Raw genomic sequence first — 26,210 nt, forward strand, 5'->3', positions numbered from 1 at the left:
CCTGACGTCGTGCCCGACGTTGCGCCTGCCGCAACCCGCCGCCCCCGACACCGGCCAACCTGCCGGCCGAGTGTCAACACCCCTTGCCCGGTCGCCGCGACCGTGCTTAACCTCCTGCGTGTTGTGCACCTTGAAACGCCCGTTGCGCACAATGCAACGCGTAACGCCTTTTCTGGAGGGACCTCCCGTGAAACTCCCCGCCGCGTTCACCCGCACCGCCGCCTTACCGACCACGGCCCTCGCCCTCACCCTCGCCGCCCTCGCCACGGCCTGCGCACCCCAGACCGCCGCACCCGGCGCCGGAGCGGGGGCCGACGCCAAGACCGGCACCGTGCGCGTCTGGCTCTTCCGGGAGGTCGACAACACGCCGAAGGAGAAGGTGGTCGACCAGGCCGTCACCGCCTTCGAGGCCCGCAACCCCGGCACCGACGTCCAGATCGAGTACATCCCCGTCGAATCCCGAGCCCAACGCGTGAAGGCCGCCTTCAACGACCCCAAGAGCGCACCCGACCTCATCGAGTACGGCAACACCGACACCGCCGGACACGTCAAGGACGGCGGACTCGCCGACGTCACCGCCGAGTTCGACGCCTGGCCCGAGGCCAAGGACACCGACCCCACCGCCCGCCGCTCCGTCACCGTCGACGGCAAGGTCTACGGCGCCCCCCTCTTCGTCGGCGTCCGCGCCCTCTACTACCGCACCGACGTCTTCCGCGACCTGGGCATACAACCCCCCAAGACCCAGGACGAGTTGATCGCCACCGCCAAGAAGATCCACGGCGCCCGGCCCGAACTCCACGGACTCGCCGTCGGCGGCGCCTACACCTACGGCGCGCTGCCCTTCGTCTGGGCCCACGGCGGCGAACTCGCCGGCACCGGCACGGACGGCACCCACAAGGCCGCCGTCAACAGCGAGGCGGCCCGCAAGGGAATCACCGCCTACACCTCCCTGTTCGGCGACGACAACTGCCCGGCCGCCACCTGCGCCGCGATGGGCGGCAACGCCACCGTCACCGCCTTCGCCTCCGGCAAGGCCGCGATGGCCATCGCCGGCGACTTCAGTCGACCCGCCGTCGACGCGGGGCAGGCCAAGGGCAAGTACGCCGTCGTGCCCCTGCCCGGACTCACCCCCGGCAGCATCGCCCCCGCCTTCGCCGGCGGCAACAACATCGGCGTCCTGCGCGGCACCGCGCACCGCACCCTCGCCGTCGACCTCATGAAGTCCCTCACCGGCAAGGACACCCAGAGCCGGCTCTTCGACGCCATGGGCTTCCTGCCCACCTACACCGACGTCCGCGCCAAGGCCGCCGCGCGGGAGCCCTTCGTCAAACCCTTCGTCGACACCCTCGCGGCCGGCACCAGGTTCGTGCCCGAATCGGCCGGCTGGGGCAAGATCGACTCCTCGCTCGTGCTCCCCACCATGTTCCAGGAGATCGTCAGCGGCCGCGCCGACGTGCCCACCGCAACCGACGCGGCCGCCGCCAAGATGGACGCGGCCTTCGCCGCCGCCCGATGACGGGCCACGCCGACGCCGGCCGTGCCGGTCACGACATCGCCGGCCGTGCCGGCGGCGGTGGGGGCCGTGCCGGTGGCGGGGGCGGCGGCAGCGGTGGTGGCGGGGGCGGCCGTGGTGGCGGTGAGGCCGGGTCCACCGGCGCGCTCACGACACCCGGGCCCTCCGTCCCGCCCCCGGCCGGCCGCGAGCCCGGCCACGGCGCCGGCGCCGACACCGGTCGCGAGCACGATCGGGACCACGGGCCGGAGCGCGGGCCGGATCGCGGACCGGACCACGGGCCGCACCGAGGGCCGGAGCCCGGACCGGACCACGGACCGGACCACGGGCAGGAGCGCGGGCCGGAGCCCGGGCCGGAGCGCGCGCGCACGGGCTGCCGCACGTCGAAGAGCGCGCGCTCCGACCGCACCCCCGGGCACCCGCCAGGGCACGCAGCCGCCCGCGCGCGGACCCGACGCCGTGCCGGCGGCGGCGCCACCCCGTGGCTCTACCTCCTGCCCGCCCTCGTCGTCCTCGGCGCCCTGCTGCTCTACCCGATCTGGCAACTCGGGCTGATCTCCTTCCTGGAGTTCACCCAGGCGCAGGTCAGCGGCAGGCAGCCGACCTCCTTCCAGGGCCTGGCCAACTACACCGAGCTCTTCTCCGATCCCCGCTTCCGTGAAGTCCTGCTCACGACGGTGGTGTTCGCGGCCGCGTGCGTCACCGGCACCCTCGCGGTGGGCTGCGCGCTCGCCGTGCTCCTCACCCGTGTGCGCCCCGCCGCCCGACTCGCCCTCATGCTCGCCGCGCTCGGCGCGTGGGCCACCCCGGCCGTGACCGGATCCACCGTGTGGCTGTTCCTCTTCGACCCGGACTTCGGGCCCGTCAACCGCGTCCTCGGACTCGGCGACCACTCGTGGACCTACGACCGGTACAGCGCCTTCGCCCTCGTGCTGCTGGAGGTGGTCTGGTGCTCGTTCCCGTTCGTCATGGTCACCGTATACGCGGGCATCAAGGCCATCCCCGCCGAGGTCCTGGAGGCCGCGGCCCTCGACGGCGCCTCGCAATGGCGCATCTGGCGCACGATCACGGCGCCGCTGCTGCGGCCCATCCTGACCGTCGTCACGATCCAGTCGATCATCTGGGACTTCAAGATCTTCACGCAGATCTACGTGATGACGGGCGGGGGCGGCATCGCCGGCCAGAACCTCGTCCTCAACGTGTACGCCTACCAGACGGCGTTCGCGTCCTCCGAATACGGCCTCGGCTCCGCCATCGGCGTCGTGATGCTGCTGATCCTGCTCGCCGTCACCCTGCTCTACCTGCGCCTGCTGCGCCGTCAGGGGGAAGAACTGTGACCACCACCGCGACCCGCCGCCACCCCTCAAGCCCCGGCCGCGCACGCCGCGTCGCCCGCGCACGCCGCCCGGGCCGGGCCCTCGCCGACGCCGCCGCGCTGCTCGTCGCCGCGCTCGTCGCGTTCCCGCTGTACTGGATGGTGCTCTCCGCCCTCAAACCGGCCGGCGAGATCCAGTCCACCGACCCCCGCCCCTGGACCCTGGCCCCGACCCTCGACTCCTTCCGCCGGGTCTTCGAACAACAGGACTTCGGACGCTACTTCCTCAACTCGCTCGTCGTCGCCGGCGCGGTCGTCCTGGCCTCGGCGCTCATCGCGTTCCTGGCCGCGACCGCCGTCACGCGGTTCCGCTTCCGGTTCCGCACCACCCTGCTGATCATGTTCCTGATCGCCCAGACGGTCCCGATCGAAGCGCTTACCATCCCGCTGTTCTTCCTGATGCGGGACCTGGGCCAACTCAACACCCTCGGCGCGCTGATCCTGCCGCACCTCGCGTTCTCCCTGCCGTTCGCGATCTGGATGCTGAGGGGCTTCGTCAAAGCGGTCCCGGAGGCCCTGGAGGAACAGGCCGCGCTCGACGGCGCGAGCCGCACCCGCTTCCTGTGGCAGATCCTCTTCCCCCTCGTCCTCCCGGGCCTGGTGGCGACCAGCGTGTTCTCGTTCATCTCCACCTGGAACGACTTCCTGTTCGCGAAGTCCTTCATCATCAGCGACACCGGCCGCTCCACCCTCCCGATGGCCCTGCTGGTCTTCTTCAAACCGGACGAGAACGACTGGGGCGGCATCATGGCCGCGTCGACGGTCATGACCGTCCCGGTACTCGTCTTCTTCGTCCTCGTCCAACGACGCCTGGTCTCGGGGCTGGCGGGGGCGGTGAAGGACTGAGGGGTGGGGGTGGGGTTGGTTGTGCGGGGTGGGGGTGCGTGCCCGGGTGCGGGTGGGTTGGTGGTTGCGGTGGCCGCCTGCCGGCGGCGGGTAGGTCAAAGGCGTTTCCTGGTGGCGGCGGGGTGGGGTCGGGGGTTGGGGTGCGTTGCCGTCTGCGGGCCGGTTCGTGGCTGGGGTGGCCGCCTGCCGGCGGCGGGTAGATCAAAAGCCTTTCCCAGGGGCGGCGGGGAGGGGTCTGGGGCGGTGGTGCGTTGCCGTCTGCGGGTGGGTTGGTGGTTGCGGTGGCCGCCTGGCGGCGGCGGGTAGGTCAAAGGCGTTTCCCGGTGGCGGCGGGGAGGGGTCTGGGGCGGTGGTGCGTTGCCGTCTGCGGCGGCGGGGTGGGGCACGTGGGGTCTGCGGTCGCCGGGGTTGCTTGGTGGGTGTGGTGGGGTGCGTGCCTCGCACGGTCTGGGTGCGTGGTGGGGATTACCGTGGGCATGTCCCGGCGTATCGCGTGCTGGGGACCTGGCCCGGCCCCGTGTGGGCCGGTGGACGGCCACGGATCCAGGCCCCGGCTCCCCTCCGCCGCCCCTGGGAAAGGTTTTTGACCTGCCCGCCGCCGGCAGGCGGCCACCCCGGCCCGGAGCCGGGCCGCACCCGGGCACGGACCGTGCCCGAGACCCCTCCCCCGCCGCCCCTGGGAAAGGTTTTTGACTTGCCCGCCGCCGGCAGGCGGCCACCTTGGCCCCGGGCTCGCCCGCGTTCGGGAATGCGCGCAGGGCCCCGGCGTGGTTGCCGGGGCCCTTGCGGGTGTCGCTGTGTGGCTGGTGCCTGTGACGCTGTGTGGCTGGTGGTGGTTTAGTACCAGTGGTGCTGCTGCCAGAAGTTCCAGGCGCCGACGGGGCTGCCGTAGCGGGTGTTCATGTAGTCGAGGCCCCATTTGATCTGGGTGGCGGGGTTGGTCTTCCAGTCGGAGCCGGCGGAGGCCATCTTGGAGGCGGGGAGGGCCTGGACGAGGCCGTAGGCGCCGGAGGCGGTGTTGGTGGCGGTGTGGTTCCAGCCGGATTCGCGGGAGACGATGTTGTTGAACGCGGCGAACTGGGCCGGGTCGGGGATCATCTGCTGGGCGATCGCCTTGGCGTTCATCGGGGCGGCCTGGGCGGGCACGGCGGCGAGGAGGGAGCCGGCGGCGGCCAGTCCCACGACGGAGGCGGTGACGGCCTTCTTGGAAGCGGAGATGGAACGCAGGGCGAAGCGGGACACGACAACGGAACCTTCCGTCGGGAACAGGACCGTCACCCCACCGAACCCCACCACACGACAACGGTGACCACGGGGCCGGGACAGCGACACGACCCGACCGAAGTGAACCCGGATCCGCCGCTCGGCGACCTCACCACCATCACCCGACCCCCAACCCGCCGGCAAGCACCCCCCGATACGAACACCCCTCGTAGACACCCCCACCCACACCCCCCAACCCACACCCCCAACCGCCCCGGGACTACGGTCCACCCTCGTATGTGACCTTCGCCCTGTGCCCCGCCTCACCCCCCGACGGGCTCGATCTCGCCGTCGGTGACGGTGGCGTCGCGCGGTGTGGGGGGTGTTTCGGGGGTTCGGGGCCATGCCGTCGGGTCGTCGCGGTGGTTCGCGAGGCCCCGGGCCAGTACCCGGGTGAGGGCTGCGCGGTGGGGGGTGTCCGCGGGGATGCGGAGGGCGGTCAGCAGGGCGTGGGCCGGCCGTGGTTCGAGGTGTCCGTACACGTCGTGGTAGCCGGCCCGGAGGGCGTGGAACACCGACATGCGCAGCTCCGGCACCCGTGCGGCGGCGTGCAGGGCCGGGGCCTTGAGGGGCCAGGGGACGGGGCCCGAGACCTCCAGTACCCGGCGTGCCCGGCGGGTCAGGGCCTCGGACATGCCGGGCGCGAGCAGGTGCGCGTCGCGGCCGAGGACGCCGGTGTAGGACTGTTCGACCGTGCGATGGTTCTCGAACCAGTCCACCCACAGCGAGTACTCCACCGGTTCCGCCGGGCGTTCCGCTTCCAGGCGGCGGCGGTAGCCGGCCCACAGCAGGTCGGTGGGTGCCGCGTCGGCGAGGTCCGCCAATGCGAACCCGATCTCGCACGTCACCCAGTAGTCGTCGAGCAGGTCGAGCAGCCCGAGTGCGAGCCGCATGCGTCCGGGGACCGTCAGTCGGTCGTCCGCGAAGAGCATGTGGGCGTGGGCGTGGGCGACGTCGTTCGAGGCGTGGGTGCCGTCGGGTGTGCGGCCGTCGGTCCAGAGCCGGTCCGCGAGGGGCCCGATCGGCACGACGCCCTCCTCCGCGAGCCACCACAGCGCGTCGACGGCGGCGGGGGACAGGGGGCGGCCGTCGGGGCCCGTGGGGGTGGGGACGGGGCGGCGCAGGTGTCGGGTGCCGTCGGGGGTGGCGTGTGTCTCGCGGAAGCCGAGGCGGGCGAAGTAGGGCGCGTGCCAGGGTGGTGCGTCGCCGGGGGTGGTGAGGGTGAGGGCCGGGAGTCCGCGCTCGGCGGCCCATCGGGAGGCGCGGGCGAGGAGGACGGCGCCGAGGCCGCGGCGGGTGTGGTCCGGGTGCACGGCGACGTGGTCGACGACGGCCTCGCCGTCGCGTTCGGACGCGAGGAGGTAGGCCAGCGGTCGGTCGGTGTGGGTGTGGGTGTCGGCGTCGGCCGCGTGCTCGGCGTCGGCTGCGAGCTTGGCTTCGGTCCTCGCTTCGGCCGGCGCCTCGGCCTCGGCGGTGGTGGGTTCCTGCTCCGCCCAGGCCCAGGCGCAGGTCCGTGCCCGGTCCGCGTGGTCGGCGGGGGTGGTTCGGGGGTGTGGTCTTGTCGTGCCGGCGGCGTCGGCACGGTCGATCTCGGCGAGGGCGGGGGCGTCCGTCGCCGTGAGTTCTCTGACGCGCGCCGTGGGCACGTGCGCCATCCGCCACTCCTTCCGTTCGGTGCTCGGGCCTCTGGCCGTCCCCGGGGCGGGGCGGTCCCGGGGTCACCGTACGGACGCGGGGGCGGTGGGTGCGCGGTGTTTTCGGTTCGCGCTCTTGTCGGACGCTCGCGTATGCCCTTGAGTGCTTCATCGATGTTCACGTCCGACCCCCGGCGGCTTTGCTGGGAGCACGGCCGCACCCGCAGCCGCAGCCTTCGACCGTCGAGAGGCCCCCCGTGACCACGTCAGCGCCGACCGCCCCGAGACCCGACCGGTGGACGACCCCGCTCCTCGCGGTGGCCGCCCTCACCGCCGGGCTGATGGCGGGCATCTTCCTGATCTTCGACATCGCGATCACACCGGGCCTCGCCGAGCTCGCCGATCCCGCCCACGCGCAGGCCATGGCGGCCTTCAACCGGTTGATCGACGGCAGCGCCCTCTTCGTGCTCGTGTTCCTGCTGCCCCTGCCGTCGGCGGCGGTGGCCGCGTTCACGGCGTGGCGGGCCGGGCGGGCCGCGACCGTGTGGTGGGCGGTCGCGGCCGGGGTGTCCTACCTCGTCGTCCTCGTGCTGACCTTCGCGGTGAACATTCCCCTCAACGACGAACTGGCCGCCCTGGGGACTCCCGCGCCCGGTGCGGACCTGTCGGTGCTGGAGCGGTTCGACTCGGTGTGGCGCCCGGCCAACACGGCCCGCACGGTGTTCTCCTTCCTCGCCGCGGCCGGGGCGCTGGTCGCCGTCACCCGGCCCGGACCGGCGTCGCGGGGCGGGTCGGCAGGGCGCTGACGGTCACGGCCAGGGCCGGCGCGGCCAGGACCAGGGCGGTGACGGGGAGGGCGGCGGGGCCGAGGGCGTGGAGGGCGAGGCCGCCGAGTGCCCCGCCGCCGGCGATGGCGGTGTTGCAGACGGTGACGAAGAGGGTCTGTCCCGCCGCTCCGGCCGCGTTGCCGACGGCGGTCTGCAACAGGGTGGCCAGGCCGCCCCAGCCCAGGCCCCACAGCAGCGTGGTCACGAGCGCCGGGCCGGCGCCGTGCAGGGGAGCGGAGGCCAGGGCGGTGGAGAGGGTGAGCAGGGCGACGGAGGTGACGGTCAGGCGCCGGGGGTGCCGGTCGACGAGGGCGCCGGTGGCGACGACGGAGAGCAGGGACGCGACGCCGAGCACGGCGAGCGCCGGGCCGCGCACGTCGGCTGCGTCCCGCACCCGCAGGAACGGGGCGATGTAGGTGTAGAGGACGTTGTGGGCGAGGACACAGGCGGCGGTCACGGTGAGGACGGCGAGGACACCGGGGCGGCGCAGGGCCGGCAGGACGGGTTCGTGCCGGCCGGGGGCGGCACCGGGTGATTCGGGCACGGACAGGCGGATCCAGCCGATCAGGGCCAGGGCTACGAGGGTGACGAGCCCGAACGTGGTCCGCCACCCCACGAGATCGCCCAGCAGGGTTCCCAGGGGCACGCCGAGGGACATGGCCAGCGGGATGCCGGTGAGGACGACAGCGGTGGCGCGGCCCCGCAGCGGGGCGGGGGCCAGGCGGCGGGCCTGGATCACGAGCTCGGACCAGACGACGGCGGCCGCGACGCCGGCGAGGACGCGGACGGTCAGGGTGAGGGGATAGGAGGAGGACAGGGCGGTGACCGTGTTGGCGACGGCGAAGGCGCCGATCGCGGACAGGAGCAGCCGGCGCCGGGGCCACCGGGCCGTCGCGCGGGCCAGGGGGAGGGCCGCGAGGCCGGTGGCGAGCGCGTACACGGTGAGGGCCTGCCCCATGGCCGGTTCGCCGACGGCGAGGGCGCGCGCCATCTCGGGCAGCATGCCGGCGGGCAGGGCCTCGGTCAGCAGGGTCAGGAACGCGGCGAGGGCGAGGGCCGCCAGGGGAGACCAGGGCAGGCCGGCACCGGTGCGGACGCCGGCGCCCGCACCGGGGCCGGAGCCCGTGCCCGCATCGGGTCGGGTACCCGTGCCCGCATCGGGTCCGGTGCGGACGTCGGTGCTCGTGCCAGTGCCAGTGCCGGTGCCGGTGCCGTTGCCGTTGCTCGTGCCCGAGCCGGAGCCCGTGCCGGAGGTGCTGCCGGTGTCGGGTTCGGGGTCGGGTGTGTGGGGGTGGGCGGGTGTCGTGGGGGACATCGGGGGCTTTCCGCGGGGCGCGGACCGTGATCGGTTCGCGGGGGACGGGCGGGGGTGCGACGGGGGCACGCGTCGTCCCGGCCCCGGGCCCGGGGTGTCGGATCCGTCAGTCGGCGGCGCGTGTCGGGCGGCGGCGCCATCGGGTGCCGTCGACCTGGCCGCGCACCCGGCCGATCACGTACCGCACCCGCCGTCCGTGCGTCCGCCGGGCGGGCGCGCGGCAGCCGCGGGGGCGGCAGCCGGGAGCGAGGCGGGAGGCGAGGGTCATGACGACCACTGTAGACGAATCACGGCACTGGTCCACATCTGGTCTCGTCGGCGTCGCGAGCCTGCGTGCGCCCGCGTGGGCCGGTGGTGCCGGCCGGCCGGCAGGATGCACGGATGGCGAACGGATCCGGTGATTTCGAACTGACGGTGGACGAGTTGCGCGTGGTCGCGCGGTACGCGGTCGACAGCGCGCTGGAGGTGCTGCCCGTGTTCGAGGCCGCGGTCCCCGGGGATCCGCGGCCTCGGGCGGCCGTGGTGGCGGCCGAGGAGTTCGTGGCCGGCGCCCCGCGCGGGCGCCTGCAACGGGTCACCGCCCTCGACGCGCACCGGGCGGCCAAGGAGGCGCGGGAGTTGGGGCGGGAGGCCGCCGGGCTCGCGGCGCGGGCGGCCGGGGACGCGGCGGCGGCCGCGTACCTGCACCCGATCGCGAAGGCCACGCAGGTCGGCCACATCCTGCGGGCCGGGGCGTGCGCGGCGCGGGTGGCGGAGCTCACGGACCCGGGGGATCCGGAGGCCGCCGCCCGCTCTCTGGAGGGGGCCCGGCGTCGGGCCGGGCCGGTGCTCGTGTCCGTGCTGCGGCGGTATCCGCCCGCGCCGGCGGGCCGGTCGCGGGTCGCCGTGTTGATGGCGGAGTTGGACGCGGCCCTGCGGCGCTGATCCGGGTGGGATGATCTTGTCCGGCACGGTCGTGAGTGAGTGGTGTGGTGCGTGACGAGGACGGGGCGCGTGGTGCGGGTGCGGGGTGGGCGGCGGGTGGTGGTCGTGGGGGCCGGGCCGGCGGGGTTGACGGCGGCGATGGAACTGGCCGAGCGCGGTTTCGAGGTGACCGTGATCGAGGCCCGGGCGGTGGGCGGCAAGGCCCGCAGCATTCCGGTACCGGGCACCGGGCGGGACGGCCGCCGGGACCTGCCGGGGGAGCACGGATTCCGGTTCTTCCCCGGCTTCTACCGCAACGTCACCGAGACCATGGCCCGGATCCCCGCGCCGGGCGGCGGCTCGGTGGCCGAGCGGCTGGTGCCGACCACGGAGGTGCTGTTCGCGCGGGACGGGGGCCGGGACGGGCTCGTGGTCGACATCGCCGGCGGCCCCGGGGTGCGGAACGTGGAGGGGACCCTGCGCGCGCTGGGCCGCGTGCTGGCCCGTACCCCGGGGCTGTCGCCCGAGGCGAGCGCCCACTTCGCCAACCGTCTGCTGGTGTGCGCGACGAGCGGGCCGGAGCGTTGGGCGGGTGAGTTCGAGGACACCTCGTGGTGGGAGTTCGCGGCCGGCGCGGGCGCCTCCGAGGACTACCGGCGCATGTGCGTGATCGGGCCCACCCGCACCCTGGTCGCGGCGAAGGCGGAGGTCGCGAGCGTGGCCTCCATCGGCCGCACCCAGGTCGAGTTCTGGCACGGCCTGTTGGGCGGCGGCGGTCACGCGGAGGCCGATCGGGTGCTGGACGCGCCGACCACCGAGGCGTGGATCGGCCCGTGGGCCGCGCACCTGGTCGGCCTCGGCGTGCGGTTCCTCGTCGGGCACCGGGTGACGCGGCTGAGCACGGCGGGCGGCGCCGTGCGGGCGGCCGTGGTGCGCACCCCGTCGGGGGCCGTGCGCGAGGTGGAGGCCGACTGGTTCGTGTGCGCGGTGCCCGCCGAGGCGGCGGTGCGGACCCTGGGGCCGGAGGTGTGCGAACTGGACGAGGGCCTGACCGGGATCGACCGGCTGGAGACGGACTGGATGACGGGCGTCCAGTTCTTCCTGCGGGAGCGCCTGGACTTGGCCCACGGGCACGTGATCCACGTGGACTCGCCGTGGGCGCTCACCTCCGTCGCGCAGGCCGGGTTCTGGTCCGGTCCCGCGTTCGCGGACCGCTACGGCGACGGCACCGTCCACGACTGCCTGTCCGTGGACGTGTCCGCGTGGGACGTGCCCGGCCCGCTGACCGGGAAACCGGCCCGGGAGTGCACGCGGGAGGAGGCGGTGCGCGAGGTGTGGCACCAACTCGCGGACTCGCTGCGCCGCGACGGCCGGCCGCTGCTCTCCCGGGACCTCGTCCACTCGTGCTTCACCGATCCCGCGATCCGCTGGCCCACCGAACCGGGCGGTCTCGCCCACAACACGGAGCCGCTGCTGATCAGCACGGCGGGTTCGCGACGGTGGCGCCCGAAACCGGCGGGGAAGGTGCCGAACCTGTTCCAGGCCGGGGACCACGTGGACGTGGACCTGAACCTGGCCACGATGGAGGCCGCCGACCAGAGCGGCAAGGCCGCCGTCAACGCGCTCCTCGCGACGGCGGGTTCCCGGGCCCCGGAGTGCGTGGTGCGCGGGTGGGAGCGGCCGGAGGAGACGGCGGCGCTGCGGCGACTGGACGACGAGCGGTACGCGGCCGGCCTGCCGAACCTCTTCGACCGCCCGGCCCCCTGGCACCGGCCGGACCTCAGCCCCCGCTGAGCGGGGAACGCCGGCGGTGGTCGTGGTGGTCGGGGTCGTCGGGGTCGTCGTGCGCGAGGTGTCCGAGCAGGTGGTCCGCGGTGGCGTGGACGGTGTCCCGGGGCGCACCGACCGCGAGCAGGGCCTCGACCACCCGCGCGCGGACGGCCGGCGGAGCCGGGTCCGGGTCCTCGACGAGCGGCAGGAGCAGCAGCAGGCGGGCCGCCGGGTCGCGTACGCCGTCGCCGGGGCCGGGCGGTCCGTCGGCGATCCGCGTCAACCCGGCCCAGGTCGGGCCGGGGCGGCGCACGGGCTCTTCCGGCAGGTACCGCGGCGGCGGGTCGGCGTCGCCGGTCGGTTGCGCGCGGACCCGTACTACGCCGCACTCGCCGTCGGCGTTGTAGTGGATCACGACGTGGGTCGGGCCGTCCGTGACGGGCACGCGCAGCACCGGCCACCGGTCGGGGTCGAAGAGGACCTCGAACATCGCGTCGGTGTCGGCCTCGTCCGCGCCGAACCGCTCCGGGTCCGGGGCGGTCGCGCACTCCGCCTCGGCGCAGAGCTCGGCCAGGTGAGCGGCCCAGAACCCGGGGCGGGTAGTCAACGCCTCGCCCGCGACCAGGGGTTCGCCGCCGTGCGTGTCGGTGAACATCCCGGCATCCTGACACAACCCGCCGGCCCGCCGGCCTGTCTGCCCGCCGGCCCGCCCGCCGGCCTGTCTGCCCGCTGGCCCGCCCGTCGCCCGCCTACCCGCTGGCCCGTCTGACCCCACCCGGTTGCCTGCCTGCCCGCCGGCCCGCTGGCCCGCCTGCTGGCCCGCTGGCCCGCCTGCCTGCCCGCTGGCCCGCCCGCCGGCCCGTCTGCCCGCCTGCCTGCCCCCGCCCGGTCGCCTGCCCGCCCGCCGGCCCGCCCACCCGCCCGCCCGCCTGCCGGTCGGGGCCGGGGCGGGTCCGGCCTTCGTCGGGTCTGCGGTGGGCCGGGGCGGGCCGCTGGCCCGCTGGCCCGCCGGCCCGCCCGGGCGCCCGCCCGCCGGCCTGTCTGCCCGCTGGCCCGCCCGTCGCCCGCCTACCCGCTGGCCCGTCTGCCCCGCCTGGTTGCCTGCCCGCCCGCCGGCCCGCCCACCCGCCCGCCCGCCTGCCGGTCGGGGCCGGGGCGGGTCCGGCCTTCGTCGGGCCTTCGTCGGGCCTGCGGTGGGCCAGGCCGGGGCGGGCCAGGCTGGGGTGGGTCCCGGTCCGGGGTGGGTCCCGGTCCGGGCTCGGGGCGGGGCCGGGTTCGGGCCGATCCGGGCTGGGGCAGGTCGGGGCCGGGGTCGGGTCGGGGCCCGGCGGGGTTGCGGCCGGTGCGGGGCAGGGGGCGGGCCGGGGTGAGGGGCGGGTAGGGGTTGAGCCGGGGCAGGGGTCGGGCTGGAGGCGAGGGTCGGTTGGGGGGCGGGTGTCAGTGGGCTCGGGAGAGGCAGAACGTGGCCAGGGTTCGCAGGTCCTCGGCCGCGTCCGGGTGTGGTGGGCGCAGGCGGGTCAGGGCCGCCGCGGCCGCGCGTTCGTGCGTGCGGGCCGCGTCCCGTGAGAGGGCCCGGGCCCCGGACGCGTCGAGCAGCCGGCGGACCTCGGCGGCCTCCGGCGCGGTCCACGGCCCGGGCCGCCCGTAGAGGGCGAGCAGCCGCCGGGCGCGGTCGCCCGTCGGACCGGGTTCGTCGGCCGGGGCCAGGGCGGCGGCCACGGGGTGGGACTTCTTGCGGGCCGTCAGGTCCGCGCCCGCCGGTTTCCCCGTCACGGCGGGGTCCCCCCAGACGCCGAGGAGGTCGTCGACGATCTGGAAGGCGAGGCCCAGGTGTTCGCCGAACGCGGCCAGGTCCGCCGCCGCCGCGCCGGGGCCGGCGCCCAGCTCGCAGGCGCACGCGAACAGCGAACCCGTCTTGTCGGCGTGTACGCGCAGGGTCGCGGCGGCCTCGGGGCGGGCCTCCTCCTCCAACGCGAGGTCCAGGGCCTGGCCCTGGGCGAGCCGCACGAGCGCGTGCCCGAGCACGCCGGCGGCGCGGGCGGGGGCGGTCGGGTCCTCGGCGGGGGTCTCGACGAGCAGGGTGACGGCGTGCGGGGTCAGTTCCCGCACGGCCCGCTCCACCGCCCCGGCCCCGAAGACCCGCCACGCGGCGGGCCGGCCGCGCCGCAGCTCGTCCCCGTCCATCACGTCGTCGTGCAGCAGGGAGAGGGTGTGCAGCAGTTCGACGGCGGCGGCCCCGGCCGCGACGAGGGGTTCGTCGGGGGAGCGGCCGGCGGCCCCGGCGGCGGCGAACACCAGGGCCGCCCGCAGGGCCTTGCCGCGCCCGGCCCCGTCCTCGCCGGCGGGCCGCCCTTCGGCGTCCCACAGGCCCCACTGGTAGCCGAGGACCCGGGCGGAGCCCCGGGGGACCCGGTCCAGCAGGGGCGCGATCACGGCGTCCGTGCGGGTCCTGGCCGCGACGAGCAGCGCGCGGGCACGGGCATCGGCGTCCGGGCGGGCGTCCGGACGGGCATCGGGACGCCCGTCCGGGCGGGTGTCCGCGGGCGCGGGGTGTGGGGTCATCCTCGGCCGCGTTCCCTTCGGTCGGGTGTGTCGCCCGCACCCTACCCGTCGTCCGCGCCGCCGGTTCAGGCGGCGGGCTTACCCGGCTGGTCGTGGGTGGAGCAGTGGATGCCGCCGCCGCCCGAGGCGATGGTGTCGATGGCCACCATCACCACGTCCCGCTTCGGGAAGTGCTCGCGCAGGATGCCCCGGGCCCGGTCGTCGGCCTTGCGGTCGCCGAACCGGGGCATGAACACGGAGTCGTTGGCCACGTAGAAGTTGGCGTACGTGGACACGAAGTCGTCGCCGCGGCCCGTGATGAGGTCCAGGTCGGGCTGGGGGAGGTCGACGATCTCCAGGCGTCGGCCGCGCGCGTCGGTGGCCTTGGAGAGCACGCCCTTGGCCTGGTCGGCGGCGCGGGACCAGGAGTCCGGCGGGGTGTTCGGGTGCGCCCGGTCCAGGAGCACGACCCCGGGTTCGGTGAAGCGGACGAGGCTGTCGACGTGGGCGTCGGTGATGTCCTGGCCGCGCACGCCCGCCAGCCAGATCACCTTCCGCACCCCGAGGCTGCTCTTCAGCTCGGCCTCGACGGTGTCGCGGGACTTCCCCTTGTTCCGGTTGTCGTTGACCATCGAGGACTCGGTGACGAGCAGGGTGCCCTCGCCGTCGGTCTCGAAGCTGCCGCCCTCGCCGACCAGCGGGGCCTGCACCCGGGGGATGCCGTACTTGGCGAGGAGGGCGGCGCCGACCTTGGCGTCGTTGCCGTGCTCCTGCTTGTTCCCCCAGCCGTTGAAGTTGAAGTCGACCCCGACGACCTTCCCGCCCTCCTCGACGAAGACGGGCACGGTGTCGCGGGCCCACAGGTCGTCGACGGCGAGGGGGATCACCTCGACGTCGTTCCCGCAGGCCCGCTGCGCGGCGGCGACCTGCGCGGGGCGGGCCATCATGACGACGGCCTCGTACTTCCCGACGGCGCGCGCGATGCGGGCGATGTCCTCGCGGACGTAGGGCAGGTCCTCCTCCCAGACCCCGGCGGCCAGCGCGGGCCAGGACATGAAGGTCCGGGTGTGGCTGTCCCACTCGGCGCCGAAGCGGCGCGCGGGGCCGGGGGAGGCCGAGCGGGCCGAGCCGGCGGGAGCGCCGGAGCGCAGGGAGGACTCTCCGGGGCCGCAGCCCACGGCCCCGAGGGCGAGGGCACCGAGGCCGGCGAGGGCCTGGAGGGCGGTGCGGCGGGAGGGGTCGGTCATGGGGGGACTCCGATCGTGTACCGGGAGGGAACGGTTCATCCGGTCGGGCCGGCGCGCCGGCGGGCCTCGGCACGAGGCCGCGGGCCCCTGGTACAAGGGTGCGCGGTGACGGTCCGGAGCGCCGATCGACGGCAGGCGGGGCGCTGCGTGTCGCCACTGTGGCACTGACCGGATTTTCAGTCAAGTGGAAGGAGGGCGTCCGAGGGGTGGGGTGGGTTCGGTGCGTGGGCTGTGACAGGGGCTTTGACCTGCCATTTCGTGTGTTCGTAGGGGTTCTGGTGGGCTTGGGGTGGGGGTGTCCGGGGTGGTGGATCGGCAGTCGCGCGAAGGGTGCGGGGCGGGTGCGGGGAGGGTTCGGGCGTGGGAGGGTGGGCGGGATCCTGTATTGACTGAGAATCTGGTCAGGGCGACGATCGCCGGGATCGCCACCGCACTCCCGAAAGAGCACCCCATGTCCGCTCACCTGCCCGGAGCACCCCCCGGCCCGGAGGCCCTGTCCCCCGACGACCCCCGCGAGATCGGCGGCTACCGCCTCCGGGCCCGCCTCGGCGCCGGCGGCATGGGGGTGGTCTACCTGGCCCACACGCCGGCCGGGCGACCCGTGGCCGTCAAGGCGATCCGCGAGGAGTTCGCCGCCGATCCCGAGTTCCGCGAGCGCTTCGCCCGCGAGGTGGCGGGCGCGGGCCGGATCAACGGCCTGTTCACGGCCCAGGTGGTGGACTTCGGCACGAGCGCCCGCCGCCCCTGGCTCGCCACCGTCTACGTGCCGGGCCCCTCGCTGCACGAGGTGGTGCGCCGGCACGGCCCGCTGCCCGTGCGCACCGTGCTGCTCCTCCTCGCGGGCATCGCCGAGGCCCTCCAGGCGGTGCACGGCGCGGGCGTCGTGCACCGCGACCTCAAGCCGGCGAACGTGCTGCTCGCCCCCGACGGTCCCCGCGTCATCGACTTCGGGATCGCGCACGCGGTCGGCGCGACCGCCCTGACCGGGGCCGGGCTGCGGATCGGCACCGCCGCGTTCATGGCGCCGGAGCAGGCCGTGGGGCGCGCCGTGACCCCCGCGACCGACGTGTTCGCGCTGGGCGCGCTCGCCGTGCACGTGGCCGGCGGAGCGCCCCCGTTCGGCGCCGGGCCCGACGCCACCACCCTCTACCGGGTCGTGCACGAGGCCCCCGACCTCGCCCGGGTGCCCGTCGAACTGCGCGGGCTGCTGGCCCGGTGCCTGGCGAAGGACCCGGGCGCGCGTCCCACGACCGCGCAGGTGATCGCCGAGGTCCGGGCCCATCCGGCGGTCGGGCCCGATCCCGGGTTCGGTGCGGGGTGGCTGCCCGAGCCGGTCCGCGCGGAGGTCGCCGGGAGCGGCCCCGGCCCGGCGCCGGACCGCCCCCTCGCGGACCGAACCGTCGCGGGCCGATCCCTCGCGGACCGACCCCTCGTGGACCGAACCGTCGCGTACGGCCCGCCCGCGGTTCCGGCCTTCGCGACGCCCCGGCCGCCGACCGTGCGGGTGCCCGTCGAGGCGCCCGTGCCCGTGCCGTCCCCGACCGTGCCTCCCGTGCCGCGTGGGGCGCGGGGGCGGCGTTCGGTGTGGGTGTCGGCGCTGTGCGCCGCGGTCCTGGCCTGCTGCGCGGGCGCGGCGTACTGGTGGTTCTCGGGGCCCGTCGCCCCGGGCGCCGACGAGGACGGGGAGCCGGCCGGGTCCGGGCACGTCGCCGTCTACCGGGACCTGACCCTGACCGCCCCCGGTCCCGGCTGGGAGTTCGACCTCGCGGCCGGGAAGGTCGTGCCCGCCGAGACGGCCGGCTGGTACCTGGCCTGGGAGGGGCGGGCCTTCGTGCCCTCCGAGGCGTCGGAGGCGCACGTGGCCGAGGGCCCGGAGCTGAGCCCGGCGGGCTGTGAACGGGGGCTGGGCACGCGGCCCGTCGACACCGTGCCCTTCGCGGCGGCGGGGGAGCGGCGGCCGTTCTGCGTCCGCGATCCCGAGGGGCGGCGGATCGCGATCGTCCGGCCGGCGGGGACGGGCGCGGACGGCGCGGTCACCGTGGTCGTCGACCAGTACACGCGCGAATGAGCGCCCCCGAGCGGGTCGCCGGCGGTGACCTTCGGCCGGTCCCCGGGGTACCGGGGCCCGGTAGGCTGTCGATCATGGCGTCGCGCAGCACTCGGATCCTCGAATCGGCCGCCCGGGTGATCGCCCGGCGCGGGGTGCGCGGGCTGCGGGTGGAGGAGATCGCGGCCGAGGCCGGGGTCTCGACCTCGCTGATCTACTACCACTTCAAGGACCGCACCGGGGTGCTGCGCCGGACCCTGGAGTTCATCAACGAGCGCGCGGACCGCTACACCGCCGACCGCGACCCCGACGACCCGCCGTTGCCGCCCCGCGAGGAGCTGGAGGCGACGCTGCTGCTGGAGTTCCAGGACACCGACGAGGTCCGGGAGAACAGCACGGCTTGGGGCGAACTGCGGGCCAGCGCCGTCTTCGACCCGCTGCTGCGCGAGGACCTGGCCCGGGCCACGCTGATCTGGGTGCAGGACGTGGCGGGGCTGCTCGGCCAGGTCGTGCCGACGGCGCCCGCCCCCGCGCACGCCGCCGCCGCCGAACGGCTCACCGCGCTGATCGAGGGGCTGAGCACGCGCCGGCTCAGCGGGGCCGTGCCGGCCGGGCACGCGCGCGAGCTGGTGCGCGGGGCCGTCGAGGTGGAAGTGGCCGCGCTCCGGCGCCACTGACCTGCCCCGCGTCCCCCGTCCCGCGTTGCCCGTGGTGGGTTCGGTTCGTCCGATCCATTGACTGAAAATTCAGTCAATGCCACAGTGAGCGCCAAGACGGCGACCTCCGAACCGCCCGGTCGGCCCCGAGCCGGCGCGTGAGCCCGTCCTGACCACCGCAGCTCCAGGCCCTGAGTCCTCTTGGCCTTCAAGATCCTGACTGAATTTTCAGTCTGTTCATCGCGACAACCGCACGAGAAACGAGACACCGATGGCCGAGTACCGCATGCCCGCCGAATGGGCCCCGCACGAGGGCTGCCTGATGGGCTGGCCCACCCGCGAGGAACTGTGGGGCGAAGTCCTGCCCGCCGCGAAGGAGGAGTACGCCGAGGTGGCCCGCGCCATCGCCGCGTTCGAACCCGTCACGATGGTCGCCCCGCCCGGGCACGGCGCCGACGCCCGCGCCCACTGCGGGGACGGGGTCACGGTGATCGAGCTGCCGATCGACGACTCCTGGTTCCGCGACAGCGCGCCCCTGTTCGTCCTCGACGCCGAGGGCCGCCGGGCCGGCGCCGACTTCCGGTTCAACGCCTGGGGCCGCAAGCACTCGCCCTGGGACGCCGACGACCGGATCAGCGCCCTGCTCCTGGACCACCTCGGGATCGAACGGCACCCCTCCGCGATGGTCCTCGAAGGCGGCGCGATCACCGTGGACGGCGAGGGCACGCTGATCACCACCGAGCAGTGCCTGCTCCACCCCAACCGCAACCCCGACCTGGGCCGCGCGGAGATCGAGGCCGAACTGCGCGCCCGACTCGGCGTCACCAAGATCATCTGGTTGCCGTACGGGGGCCTCCTCGACACCGAGACCGACGGGCACGTGGACGGGGTCTGCGCCTTCACCGCCCCCGGCACCGTGATCGTCTCCCTGCCCGCCGACCCCGACCACCCCGACCACGCCAGGATGCGCGCGAACCGCGCCGTGCTGGCCGCGTCCACCGACGCCGCCGGCCGCCCGCTGCGGATCGTCGAGGTGCCCCAGACCGCGTTCGTGGACCTCGCCGGCCAGGAGGTCGAGGTGTCCTACCTGAACCACTACCTCGCCGACGGCGCCGTCGTGGTCCCCGTGGCCGGCGTGCCCGAGGACAAGGAGGCCCTCGCCGTCATCGCCGAGGCATACCCCGGGCGGGAGGTCGTCGGCGTCCGGGCCCGCGCCCTCGCCTACGGCGGCGGCGGGGTGCACTGCATCACCCAACAGGTCCCCCGCGCCCTGCCCCGCGCCTGACCCGACCGGCCCCGGGCGCGATCCCCGCCCGGGGCCCCGCGGCCCCCGCCCGCGCCCCCGCCCCCCGCGCCCCCCGTTGCGACCCTGCCCGCTCACGAAGAAGAGAGCGCGACCGTGCCCACCTCCCCGCCCCGCACGAGCAGACCCGCCCGCCGCCGCACCACCACGGTCGCCGCGGCCCTGTCCGCCCTCGCCCTGCTGACCGCCTGCGCCGGCCCCCCGCGCGGCACGGACCCCGCCGACCTGCGGCTGAGCGTCACCACCCCCGCCGCGCGCGGCGAACTCGACTCCCTCACCTGGGCCCTGTACGCCGAACCGCCCACCCTCGACCCGACCATGGCCTTCGACTACCCGCAGAACACGGTCCTGGCCAACGTGTGCGAGTCCCTCATGACCTGGACCCCGCGCCTCACCGTCGAACCCGGCCTGGCCCGCGCCGTCTCCCACCCCGACGCCACCACCTGGGTCTACGACCTGCGCCCCGGGGTCCGCTTCCACAACGGCGGCGAGATGACCGCCGACGACGTGGTGTTCAGCCTGCGCCGCCAGATGGACCCGGCCAACGCCGCCGCCTGGGCCCAGGTGTTCCGCAACGTCGCCTCCGTCACCGCCGACGGTCCCCTGCGCGTGACCGTCCGACTCACCCGCCCCGACTCCCAGTTCCCGCAGTACATGGCCACCGCCGCCGGAGTCGTCACCTCCCGCGCCGGGGTCGAGGCCGCCGGCGAGGACTACGGCACCAGCGGCGGCCTCGCCTGCACCGGCCCCTTCGAACTCACCGCCTGGGACAAGGGCCAGTCCCTGCGCCTGACCCGCTTCGCCGGCTACCGAGGCACCCCCGCCAAGGCCCGCACCGTCACCTTCCGGGTTCTCGCCGACCCCTCCGCCCGCACCAACGCCATGCTCAGCGGCGAGGTCGACGGCAGTTTCCTCGTGCCCAGCGAGAGCCTGGCCCGACTGCGCGCCTCCGGCGCCGGCACCCTCTGGTACGGGGAGGGCCTGAGCACCGTCAACCTCGCCGTCACCGACACCTCCGGCCCCCTCGGGGACCCGCGCGTGCGCCGAGCCCTCTCCCTCGCCCTGGACCGCGACGGCTTCGTCCGTGCCGGCCTCGGCGGCGCCGGCACCGTCACCACCGCCCCCACCACCCGCGCCGCGTGGGCCGCCGCCCCCGCCGCCGCCCGCGAACGGGCCTTCGCCGGACTGCCGGCCCCCGGCCGCGACCTCGCCGAGGCCCGCCGGCTCGTCGCCGAGGCCGGCGCGAAGGGCGGCCGGATCACCGTCGCCACCAGCCCCATCGGCCAGGACGTGTCCCTGCTGGCCACCGCCGTGCAGGCCGCCGGCACCTCCATCGGACTCGACGTGCGGCTGCGGACCATCGCGCCCAACGCGTTCACCGCCCTGTTCACCGACCCGGCGGCCCGCGAGGGCATCGACATGTTCCCCCTCACCTACTACCAGTCGATCACCGACCCCCTCGACCTCCTCGGCAACTTCCGGGGCGGCGCCTACCTCAACTTCTCCGGCCACACCGACCCCGCCTACGACCGGCTCGTCGACCGGGCCGGGGCGACGGCCGACCCCGCCGAACGCGCCGGGATCGAGGCCGACCTGCACCGACGGGCCGCCCGCGACCTGCTGTGGATCCCCGTCGCCGAATGGCCCACCTCCCTCTTCCTCGGCAAGCGCGTCACCGGCGCCGCCGCCGGCATCTCCCACCTGTACCGGCCCTGGGCCGCCGACATCGGGGCCGCCCCGTGACCCCCACCCGCTTCGCGGCCTTCGCCGCCCGCCGCCTCGGCGAAACCCTCGCCACCCTCCTCTTGGCCTCCTTCCTCGTCTTCGGCGCCACCGCCCTCGCCCCCGGCGACCCCGCGAGCTTCCTCCTCGCCGGCCGCTCCGCCTCCCCCGAGGCCCTCGCCGCCGTCCGCGCCCGCCACCACCTCGACGACCCCTTCCTCGTCCGCTACGGGCACTGGCTCGGCGACGTGCTCCACGGCGACCTCGGCCGCTCGCTGACCCACCGCACCGACGTGTCCCGCCTGCTGGCCGACCGGCTGCCCACCACCCTGCTGCTCGTGGCCATGGCCCTGCTGCTGGTGCTGGCTCTCGGCCTGTTCCTCGGCCGGCTCGCCGCCGTGCGCGGCGGGGCCGTCGACACCGGCGTCCTGATCACCACCACCCTCGCCCTCGGAACCCCCTCGTTCGTGGCCGCCGTCCTGCTCCAGGGCCTGTTCGCCGTGGACCTCGGCTGGTTCCCCACCGGCGGCGCCGGCGACGGACTCCTCGACCGGCTCTGGCACCTCACCCTGCCCGCCGTCGCCCTCGCCCTCTACCTGGTCGGCATGCTGGCCCGGATCACCCGCTCCACGATGCTCGACGGCCTCGCCGCCGACCACGTCACGGTGGCCCGCGCCCGGGGCGTCCCCGAACGGCTCGTGATCCGCCGGCACGTCGTGCGCAACGCGCTCGGCACCGTGCTCACCACCGGCGGGCTCATCGTCTCCACCCTGCTGGTGTGCACCGTGCTGGTGGAGACCGCGTTCAGCGTCGGCGGCATCGGCTCCCTGCTGGAACTCGCCACCAGCACCAAGGACTTCGCCACCGTCCAGGCCGTCGCCCTGATCATCGTGGCCCTGTTCTGCCTCGTGAACCTCCTCGTCGACCTGCTGCTGCCACTGGTCGACCCCCGGGTCACCCTCGGCACCCGAGGAGCCGCCGCATGACCGCCACCGACACCCCCACCCCCGGCACCCCCACCCCCGGCACCCCCACCACCGACACCCCCGCGACCCACCCCGCCCCGGCCGGGGCCGCCCTGACCCGCCGGCCCGTGCTCTCCCGGCTCCGCGTCGGCCCCGCCGGCTCCCTCACCCACCGCCTGTGCGCCGGCCTCGTCGCCCTCGTGGTCCTCGCCGCCCTCCTCGCCCCCTGGATCGCCCCCCACGACCCCAACGCCGTCGACCTCGCCGACGCCCTCGCCGGCCCCTCCGCCCACCACCCCCTCGGCGCCGACGCCGCCGGCCGCGACACCCTCTCCCGACTCCTCATCGGCGCCCGCACCTCCCTCCTCGGCCCCCTCGGCGTGGTCCTCTTCTCCACCCTCGCCGGCGTGGCCCTGGGCACCCTCGCCGGCTGGCGCGGCGGCCTGGCCGACACCCTCGTCTCCCGGAGCACCGAACTCGTCTTCGCGTTCCCCGGCATGCTGCTCGCCATCCTCGTCGTCGCCGTGTACGGGGAGGGCCTCATCGCACCCGTCCTCGCCCTCGCCGTCGCCTACCTCCCGCACGTCAGCCGCCTCACCCGCTCCCTCGTCCTGGCCGAACGGGCCCGCCCGTACGTGGACGCCCTGCGCGTCCAGGGCCACTCCGGCACGCGCATCTGCCTGCGGCACGTACTGCCCGCCGTCGCCCCCACCGTCCTCGCCCAGTCCGCCGTCAACTTCGGCTACGCCCTCACCGACCTCGCCGGCCTGTCCTTCCTCGGCCTGGGCATCCCCGCCCTCACCCCCGACTGGGGCCGCATGGTCCTCGACGGACAGACCGCCGTCCAACAGGGCTACCCGCTCTCCGCCGTCCTGCCCTGCGTCGTCATCGTGCTCACGGTCGTCGCCTTCAACGTCGTCGGCGAACGCTGGGCCGACCGGGTCGCCGGGAGGACCCCGTGACCACACCCACCACACCCACCGCCCCCGTTCCCGTGCTGGACGTCGACGGGCTCCGCATCACCCTCCCCGGGCTCGCCCGGCCCCTCGTCGACGGCGTGCACCTCACCGTCGCCCCCGGCGAGACCGTCGCCCTCGTCGGCGAATCCGGCTCCGGCAAGAGCCTCACCTCCCGCGCCGCCCTCGGCCTGCTGCCCCCCGGCGCGAGCACGACCGGCACCGTCCGCGTCGCCGGCCGCGACGTGCTCGCCATGGCCCCCGCCGAACGCGGCCGGCTGCGCGCCGACACCGCCGCCATGGTCTTCCAGGACCCCCGCGCCGCCGTCAACCCACTGCGCCGCATCGGCGACTTCATGACCGAGTCCGTCGTCCTCACCGGCGCCATGAGCCGCGCCCACGCCCGGGCCCGCGCCGCCGAACTCCTGCGCTCCGTCGGCCTCGACGAGACCCTGCTGCGCGCCCGACCCGGCCAGGTCTCCGGCGGAATGCTGCAACGCGTCGTCATCGCCGCCGCCCTCATGGGCTCCCCCGCCCTCCTCCTCGCCGACGAACCCACCACCGCCCTCGACGCCGCCGGCCAGGCCGAGGCCATCGCCCTCCTCACCGAACTGCGCCGCGCCCACGGCACCGGCATGCTGTTCGTCACCCACGACCTGGACCTCGCCGCCGCCGTCGCCGACCGCGTGTACGTCATGTACGCCGGACGGATCGCCGAGACCGGCCCCGCCGACGCCCTGTTCCGGCGGCCCCGACACCCCTACACCGCCGCCCTCCTCGCCTGCGGCCCGCGCCTGGACGGCCCGCGCGGCCGGCTCCCCGTCATCGAGGGCCTGCCGCCAGACCCGCGCGAACCCCTGCCCGGCTGCGCGTTCGCGGCCCGCTGCGGGCACGCCACGGAGATCTGCGACACCCGCGCCCCCGACACCACCCCCGCCCCCGACCGGCCCGCGCAACGCGCCGCCTGCCACCACGCCGACCGGCTCGAAGGGAGCGCGCCCCGTGCCCACTGACCCCCAGGCACCCACTGAACCCCCGGCACCCGCCATCCCCCAAGCAGCCGCCGACCGTGCCGCCCGCGCCGCACCGCTGCTGGAGGTCCGCGCTCTGCGCCGCGCGTTCGGCGACCACCTGGCCGTCGACGGGGTGGACCTGCTGCTGCCCGAGGGCGGCTCCCTCGGCGTCGTCGGCGGCTCCGGCTCCGGCAAGACCACCCTCGCCCGCGTCGTCGTCGGCCTCGAACGGGCCGACACCGGACAGGTCCTGGTGCGCGGCCTGCCCCGCACGGCCCGGGTCCGGGGCGCCGCCGCCCGTACCGCCCGCGCTCGCGAGGTGCAGATGGTCTTCCAAGACCCCTACCACTCCCTCGACCCCCGCGCGAGCGCGACCGACGCGCTGCGCGAGGCCCTGACCCTCCACTTCCCCGACCGCGACCCGGCCCCCCGGATCCGCGAACTCCTCGACCAGGTCGGCCTCGGCCCCCGGGCCGCCGAGGCCCGCCCCCGCGAACTCTCGGGCGGCCAGTGCCAACGTGTGGCCATCGCCCGCGCCCTCGCCGTCGAACCCGCCCTCCTCGTCCTCGACGAGGCCGTCGCCGCCCTCGACGTCTCCGTCCAGGCCCAGATCCTCAACCTGCTCGCCGAGATCCGCGAACGCACCCGGATCGGCTGCCTGTTCATCACCCACGACCTCGGCGTGGTCCGGCAGGTCACGGACGAACTGGTCGTGATGCGCGACGGCGCCGTGGTGGAACGCGGACCCACCGAGCGGGTGCTCGCCGCCCCCGAACACCCCTACACCCGCCTGCTGCGCGACTGCGTCCCCCAGCCCGGCTGGGACCCGGCGGCCCTGGCCGCCGCACGCCGCGCCCTCTGACCACCACCCGCACCACATGTACCACCGCACCGCCCGCACCACCGGACCACCCGTGACACCGCGACCGCCCCGCATCCGGCGGGGCCGGCGCGGAACCGAAGGAGGACCCCGTGAACCGCTCCCCCCACCCCGAACCCGCCGCCCCGACCCCCGACCCGACGACCCCCGGCCCCTCCCGACGCCGGTTCCTCGCCGGCGCCGCCCTCACCGGCGCCGGCCTCGCCCTCGGCACCACCGGCGTCGCCCGCGCCGCCCAGGCCCGCCCGGCCGCCGCCGGCTTCCGGGTGCCCGCCGAGGACGTCCGGCACACCCGCACCTGGATGGCCTGGCCCGACAGCACCGGCATCTGGGGCGGCCGGCTCTCCGGCGTGCAGGCCGACATCGCCCTCATCGCCCGCACCATCGCCGCGTACGAACCCGTCGTGCTGTGCGCGAACCCCGGAGCCGCCGCCCGGGCCCGCTCCCTGTGCGGCCCGGCCGTCACCGTCCTCACCACCATCCCCGTCGACGACTGCTGGGCCCGCGACACCGGACCCGTGTTCCGCACCGACGGCGCCGGCCGGCTCGACGCCATCGGGCTCGGCTTCAACGGCTGGGGCGGCAAGCAGACCCACGCCAAGGACGCCCTCGTCGCCGGCCGCGTCGCCGCCTGGGCCGGGGTCCCCTTCAGCACCGCCGGCCTCGTCGGCGAGGGCGGCGCCGTCGAACAGGACGGCGCGGGCACCCTGATGGCCACCCGCAGCAGCCTCGTCAACCGCAACCGCAACCCCGGACTCTCCGAGGCCCGGATCACCGAGGCCCTGCGCACCGCCTACGGAGCCGACCGGGTCATCTGGTTCGACGGGGTCCGGGGCCAGGACATCACCGACGACCACGTCGACGCCACCTCCCGTTTCGTCACCCCCGGCCGCGCCGTGGTCCAGATGCCGCTGTCCACGGACACCGACGCGTACGCCGAGGACGCCCGCGCCCAGTACCGGACGCTGACCGGCGCCGGCGACGGACAGGGCGGCGCCATGACCGTCGAACGGCTCCAGGGCCCCGACTACGCCAAGATCCGCTCCCGCAACCCCGACTTCCTCGCCTCCTACGTCAACCACTACGTCTGCAACGGGGCGGTGATCGCCGCCCAGTTCGGCGACACCCGCGCCGACGCCGCCGCGAAGGCCGTCCTGGCCCGGCTCTACCCGGGCCGCACGGTCGTCCAGCTCGACATCGACCGCCTCGGCACCGGCGGCGGCGGGATCCACTGCGTGACCCAGCAGCAGCCCGTCCCGTAACGGGAGGGCGACACCGCCGCCCCCCTCGGCGGCCGGTGACGACCCGGGCCCCGGTGCCGCGCCCCGACGCGCGGCACCGGGGCCCTCGTGCGTTCACCCTCAGCCCATTGCAACGACCGTCGGGGTCGGCTCATTGCATTCGATGAGCACTCGTTGCAACGAACCGTCAAAT

At 75.5% G+C, this 26,210-nt stretch carries 22 protein-coding genes; 15 read left to right on the forward strand and 7 right to left on the reverse strand.

All coding sequences use genetic code 11. The annotated features are described in order from the left end of the window. Positions 1 to 187 precede the first annotated feature (187 nt). From ACN20G_RS33765 to ACN20G_RS33775, 3 genes are all read left to right on the forward strand, one after another. On the forward strand, positions 188 to 1,516 hold the full coding sequence (locus ACN20G_RS33765; RefSeq protein ID WP_424217060.1) for an extracellular solute-binding protein: 1,329 nt from the start codon (positions 188 to 190) through the stop codon (positions 1,514 to 1,516). A gap of 491 nt (positions 1,517 to 2,007) precedes the next feature. Continuing rightward, the gene (locus tag ACN20G_RS33770; RefSeq protein ID WP_424217439.1) at positions 2,008 to 2,850 is read left to right on the forward strand and encodes a carbohydrate ABC transporter permease; all 843 of its coding nucleotides are present in this window, start codon (positions 2,008 to 2,010) and stop codon (positions 2,848 to 2,850) included. Then, positions 2,847 to 3,734, forward strand: coding sequence for a carbohydrate ABC transporter permease (locus ACN20G_RS33775; protein ID WP_424217061.1), 888 nt, complete (start codon positions 2,847 to 2,849; stop codon positions 3,732 to 3,734). Before ACN20G_RS33770 ends, ACN20G_RS33775 begins: the two co-directional genes overlap by 4 nt. An 837-nt stretch (positions 3,735 to 4,571) precedes the next feature. Here ACN20G_RS33775 and ACN20G_RS33780 read toward each other — a convergent pair. Together ACN20G_RS33780 and ACN20G_RS33785 are read right to left on the reverse strand one after the other, a co-directional pair. After that, positions 4,572 to 4,976 carry a transglycosylase SLT domain-containing protein gene (locus ACN20G_RS33780; RefSeq protein ID WP_424215958.1) on the reverse strand — a complete coding sequence of 135 codons (405 nt, stop codon included), beginning with the start codon at positions 4,974 to 4,976 and terminating at the stop codon, positions 4,572 to 4,574. Between the two features lie 284 nt (positions 4,977 to 5,260). Further along, complete coding sequence (locus ACN20G_RS33785) at positions 5,261 to 6,652, reverse strand: GNAT family N-acetyltransferase (RefSeq protein ID WP_424217062.1); 1,392 nt, start codon at positions 6,650 to 6,652, stop codon at positions 5,261 to 5,263. Positions 6,653 to 6,888: 236 nt separating this feature from the next. Between ACN20G_RS33785 and ACN20G_RS33790 the strand changes: the two genes are divergently transcribed. Next, a complete protein-coding gene (locus ACN20G_RS33790; protein ID WP_424217063.1) occupies positions 6,889 to 7,437 on the forward strand; it encodes an anthrone oxygenase family protein in 549 nt (182 codons plus the stop codon). Here the strand turns inward: ACN20G_RS33790 and ACN20G_RS33795 are convergent. Together ACN20G_RS33795 and trpM are read right to left on the reverse strand one after the other, a co-directional pair. After that, entirely contained in the window at positions 7,391 to 8,773 is a 1,383-nt protein-coding gene (locus ACN20G_RS33795) for an MFS transporter (protein ID WP_424217064.1), read from the reverse strand. The two genes, ACN20G_RS33790 and ACN20G_RS33795, sit on opposite strands and share 47 nt — an antisense overlap. A gap of 106 nt (positions 8,774 to 8,879) precedes the next feature. After that, positions 8,880 to 9,041, reverse strand: coding sequence for a tryptophan biosynthesis modulator TrpM (trpM, locus tag ACN20G_RS33800; RefSeq protein ID WP_424217065.1), 162 nt, complete (start codon positions 9,039 to 9,041; stop codon positions 8,880 to 8,882). A 113-nt stretch (positions 9,042 to 9,154) separates the two neighbouring features. Between trpM and ACN20G_RS33805 the strand changes: the two genes are divergently transcribed. Both ACN20G_RS33805 and ACN20G_RS33810 read left to right on the forward strand, forming a co-directional pair. Beyond that, positions 9,155 to 9,697, forward strand: a complete 543-nt coding sequence (locus ACN20G_RS33805; protein ID WP_424217066.1) for a putative immunity protein — start codon at positions 9,155 to 9,157, stop codon at positions 9,695 to 9,697. 51 nt (positions 9,698 to 9,748) lie between these two features. After that, positions 9,749 to 11,470 carry a hydroxysqualene dehydroxylase gene (locus ACN20G_RS33810; protein ID WP_424217067.1) on the forward strand — a complete coding sequence of 574 codons (1,722 nt, stop codon included), beginning with the start codon at positions 9,749 to 9,751 and terminating at the stop codon, positions 11,468 to 11,470. Here the strand turns inward: ACN20G_RS33810 and ACN20G_RS33815 are convergent. The 3 genes from ACN20G_RS33815 to ACN20G_RS33825 form a co-directional block, all read right to left on the reverse strand. Next, positions 11,457 to 12,101 (reverse strand): hypothetical protein, encoded by a 645-nt coding sequence (locus tag ACN20G_RS33815; RefSeq protein WP_424217068.1) that lies wholly within the window; start codon positions 12,099 to 12,101, stop codon positions 11,457 to 11,459. The genes ACN20G_RS33810 and ACN20G_RS33815 overlap by 14 nt on opposite strands. Before the next feature lie 782 nt (positions 12,102 to 12,883). Beyond that, positions 12,884 to 14,008, reverse strand: a complete 1,125-nt coding sequence (locus ACN20G_RS33820; protein WP_424217069.1) for a polyprenyl synthetase family protein — start codon at positions 14,006 to 14,008, stop codon at positions 12,884 to 12,886. A 65-nt stretch (positions 14,009 to 14,073) separates the two neighbouring features. Further along, positions 14,074 to 15,234 (reverse strand): agmatine deiminase family protein, encoded by a 1,161-nt coding sequence (locus ACN20G_RS33825; protein WP_424217070.1) that lies wholly within the window; start codon positions 15,232 to 15,234, stop codon positions 14,074 to 14,076. Between the two features lie 451 nt (positions 15,235 to 15,685). On the opposite strand from ACN20G_RS33825, the gene ACN20G_RS33830 reads away from it, so the two are divergent. From ACN20G_RS33830 to ACN20G_RS33870, 9 genes are all read left to right on the forward strand, one after another. Continuing rightward, the gene (locus tag ACN20G_RS33830; RefSeq protein WP_424217071.1) at positions 15,686 to 17,302 is read left to right on the forward strand and encodes a protein kinase domain-containing protein; all 1,617 of its coding nucleotides are present in this window, start codon (positions 15,686 to 15,688) and stop codon (positions 17,300 to 17,302) included. Positions 17,303 to 17,376: 74 nt separating this feature from the next. Next, positions 17,377 to 17,958 (forward strand): TetR/AcrR family transcriptional regulator, encoded by a 582-nt coding sequence (locus ACN20G_RS33835; protein WP_424217072.1) that lies wholly within the window; start codon positions 17,377 to 17,379, stop codon positions 17,956 to 17,958. A gap of 250 nt (positions 17,959 to 18,208) precedes the next feature. Continuing rightward, positions 18,209 to 19,222 (forward strand): agmatine deiminase family protein, encoded by a 1,014-nt coding sequence (locus tag ACN20G_RS33840; RefSeq protein ID WP_424217073.1) that lies wholly within the window; start codon positions 18,209 to 18,211, stop codon positions 19,220 to 19,222. Between the two features lie 114 nt (positions 19,223 to 19,336). After that, the gene (locus ACN20G_RS33845) at positions 19,337 to 20,983 is read left to right on the forward strand and encodes an ABC transporter substrate-binding protein (protein WP_424217074.1); all 1,647 of its coding nucleotides are present in this window, start codon (positions 19,337 to 19,339) and stop codon (positions 20,981 to 20,983) included. Continuing rightward, positions 20,980 to 21,948, forward strand: a complete 969-nt coding sequence (locus tag ACN20G_RS33850) for an ABC transporter permease (protein ID WP_424217075.1) — start codon at positions 20,980 to 20,982, stop codon at positions 21,946 to 21,948. The genes ACN20G_RS33845 and ACN20G_RS33850 overlap by 4 nt, the downstream gene beginning before the upstream one ends. Next, positions 21,945 to 22,889 carry an ABC transporter permease gene (locus ACN20G_RS33855; RefSeq protein WP_424217076.1) on the forward strand — a complete coding sequence of 315 codons (945 nt, stop codon included), beginning with the start codon at positions 21,945 to 21,947 and terminating at the stop codon, positions 22,887 to 22,889. Before ACN20G_RS33850 ends, ACN20G_RS33855 begins: the two co-directional genes overlap by 4 nt. Beyond that, on the forward strand, positions 22,886 to 23,896 hold the full coding sequence (locus ACN20G_RS33860; protein WP_424217077.1) for an ABC transporter ATP-binding protein: 1,011 nt from the start codon (positions 22,886 to 22,888) through the stop codon (positions 23,894 to 23,896). Before ACN20G_RS33855 ends, ACN20G_RS33860 begins: the two co-directional genes overlap by 4 nt. A 34-nt stretch (positions 23,897 to 23,930) precedes the next feature. Next, positions 23,931 to 24,758 carry an ABC transporter ATP-binding protein gene (locus tag ACN20G_RS33865; protein ID WP_424217440.1) on the forward strand — a complete coding sequence of 276 codons (828 nt, stop codon included), beginning with the start codon at positions 23,931 to 23,933 and terminating at the stop codon, positions 24,756 to 24,758. 110 nt (positions 24,759 to 24,868) lie between these two features. After that, positions 24,869 to 26,038 (forward strand): agmatine deiminase family protein, encoded by a 1,170-nt coding sequence (locus ACN20G_RS33870; RefSeq protein ID WP_424217078.1) that lies wholly within the window; start codon positions 24,869 to 24,871, stop codon positions 26,036 to 26,038. The last annotated feature ends 172 nt before the right edge of the window (positions 26,039 to 26,210 follow it).

It is taken from the genome of Streptomyces dryopteridis (genome assembly GCF_049606955.1).
GTDB lineage: Bacteria > Actinomycetota > Actinomycetes > Streptomycetales > Streptomycetaceae > Streptomyces.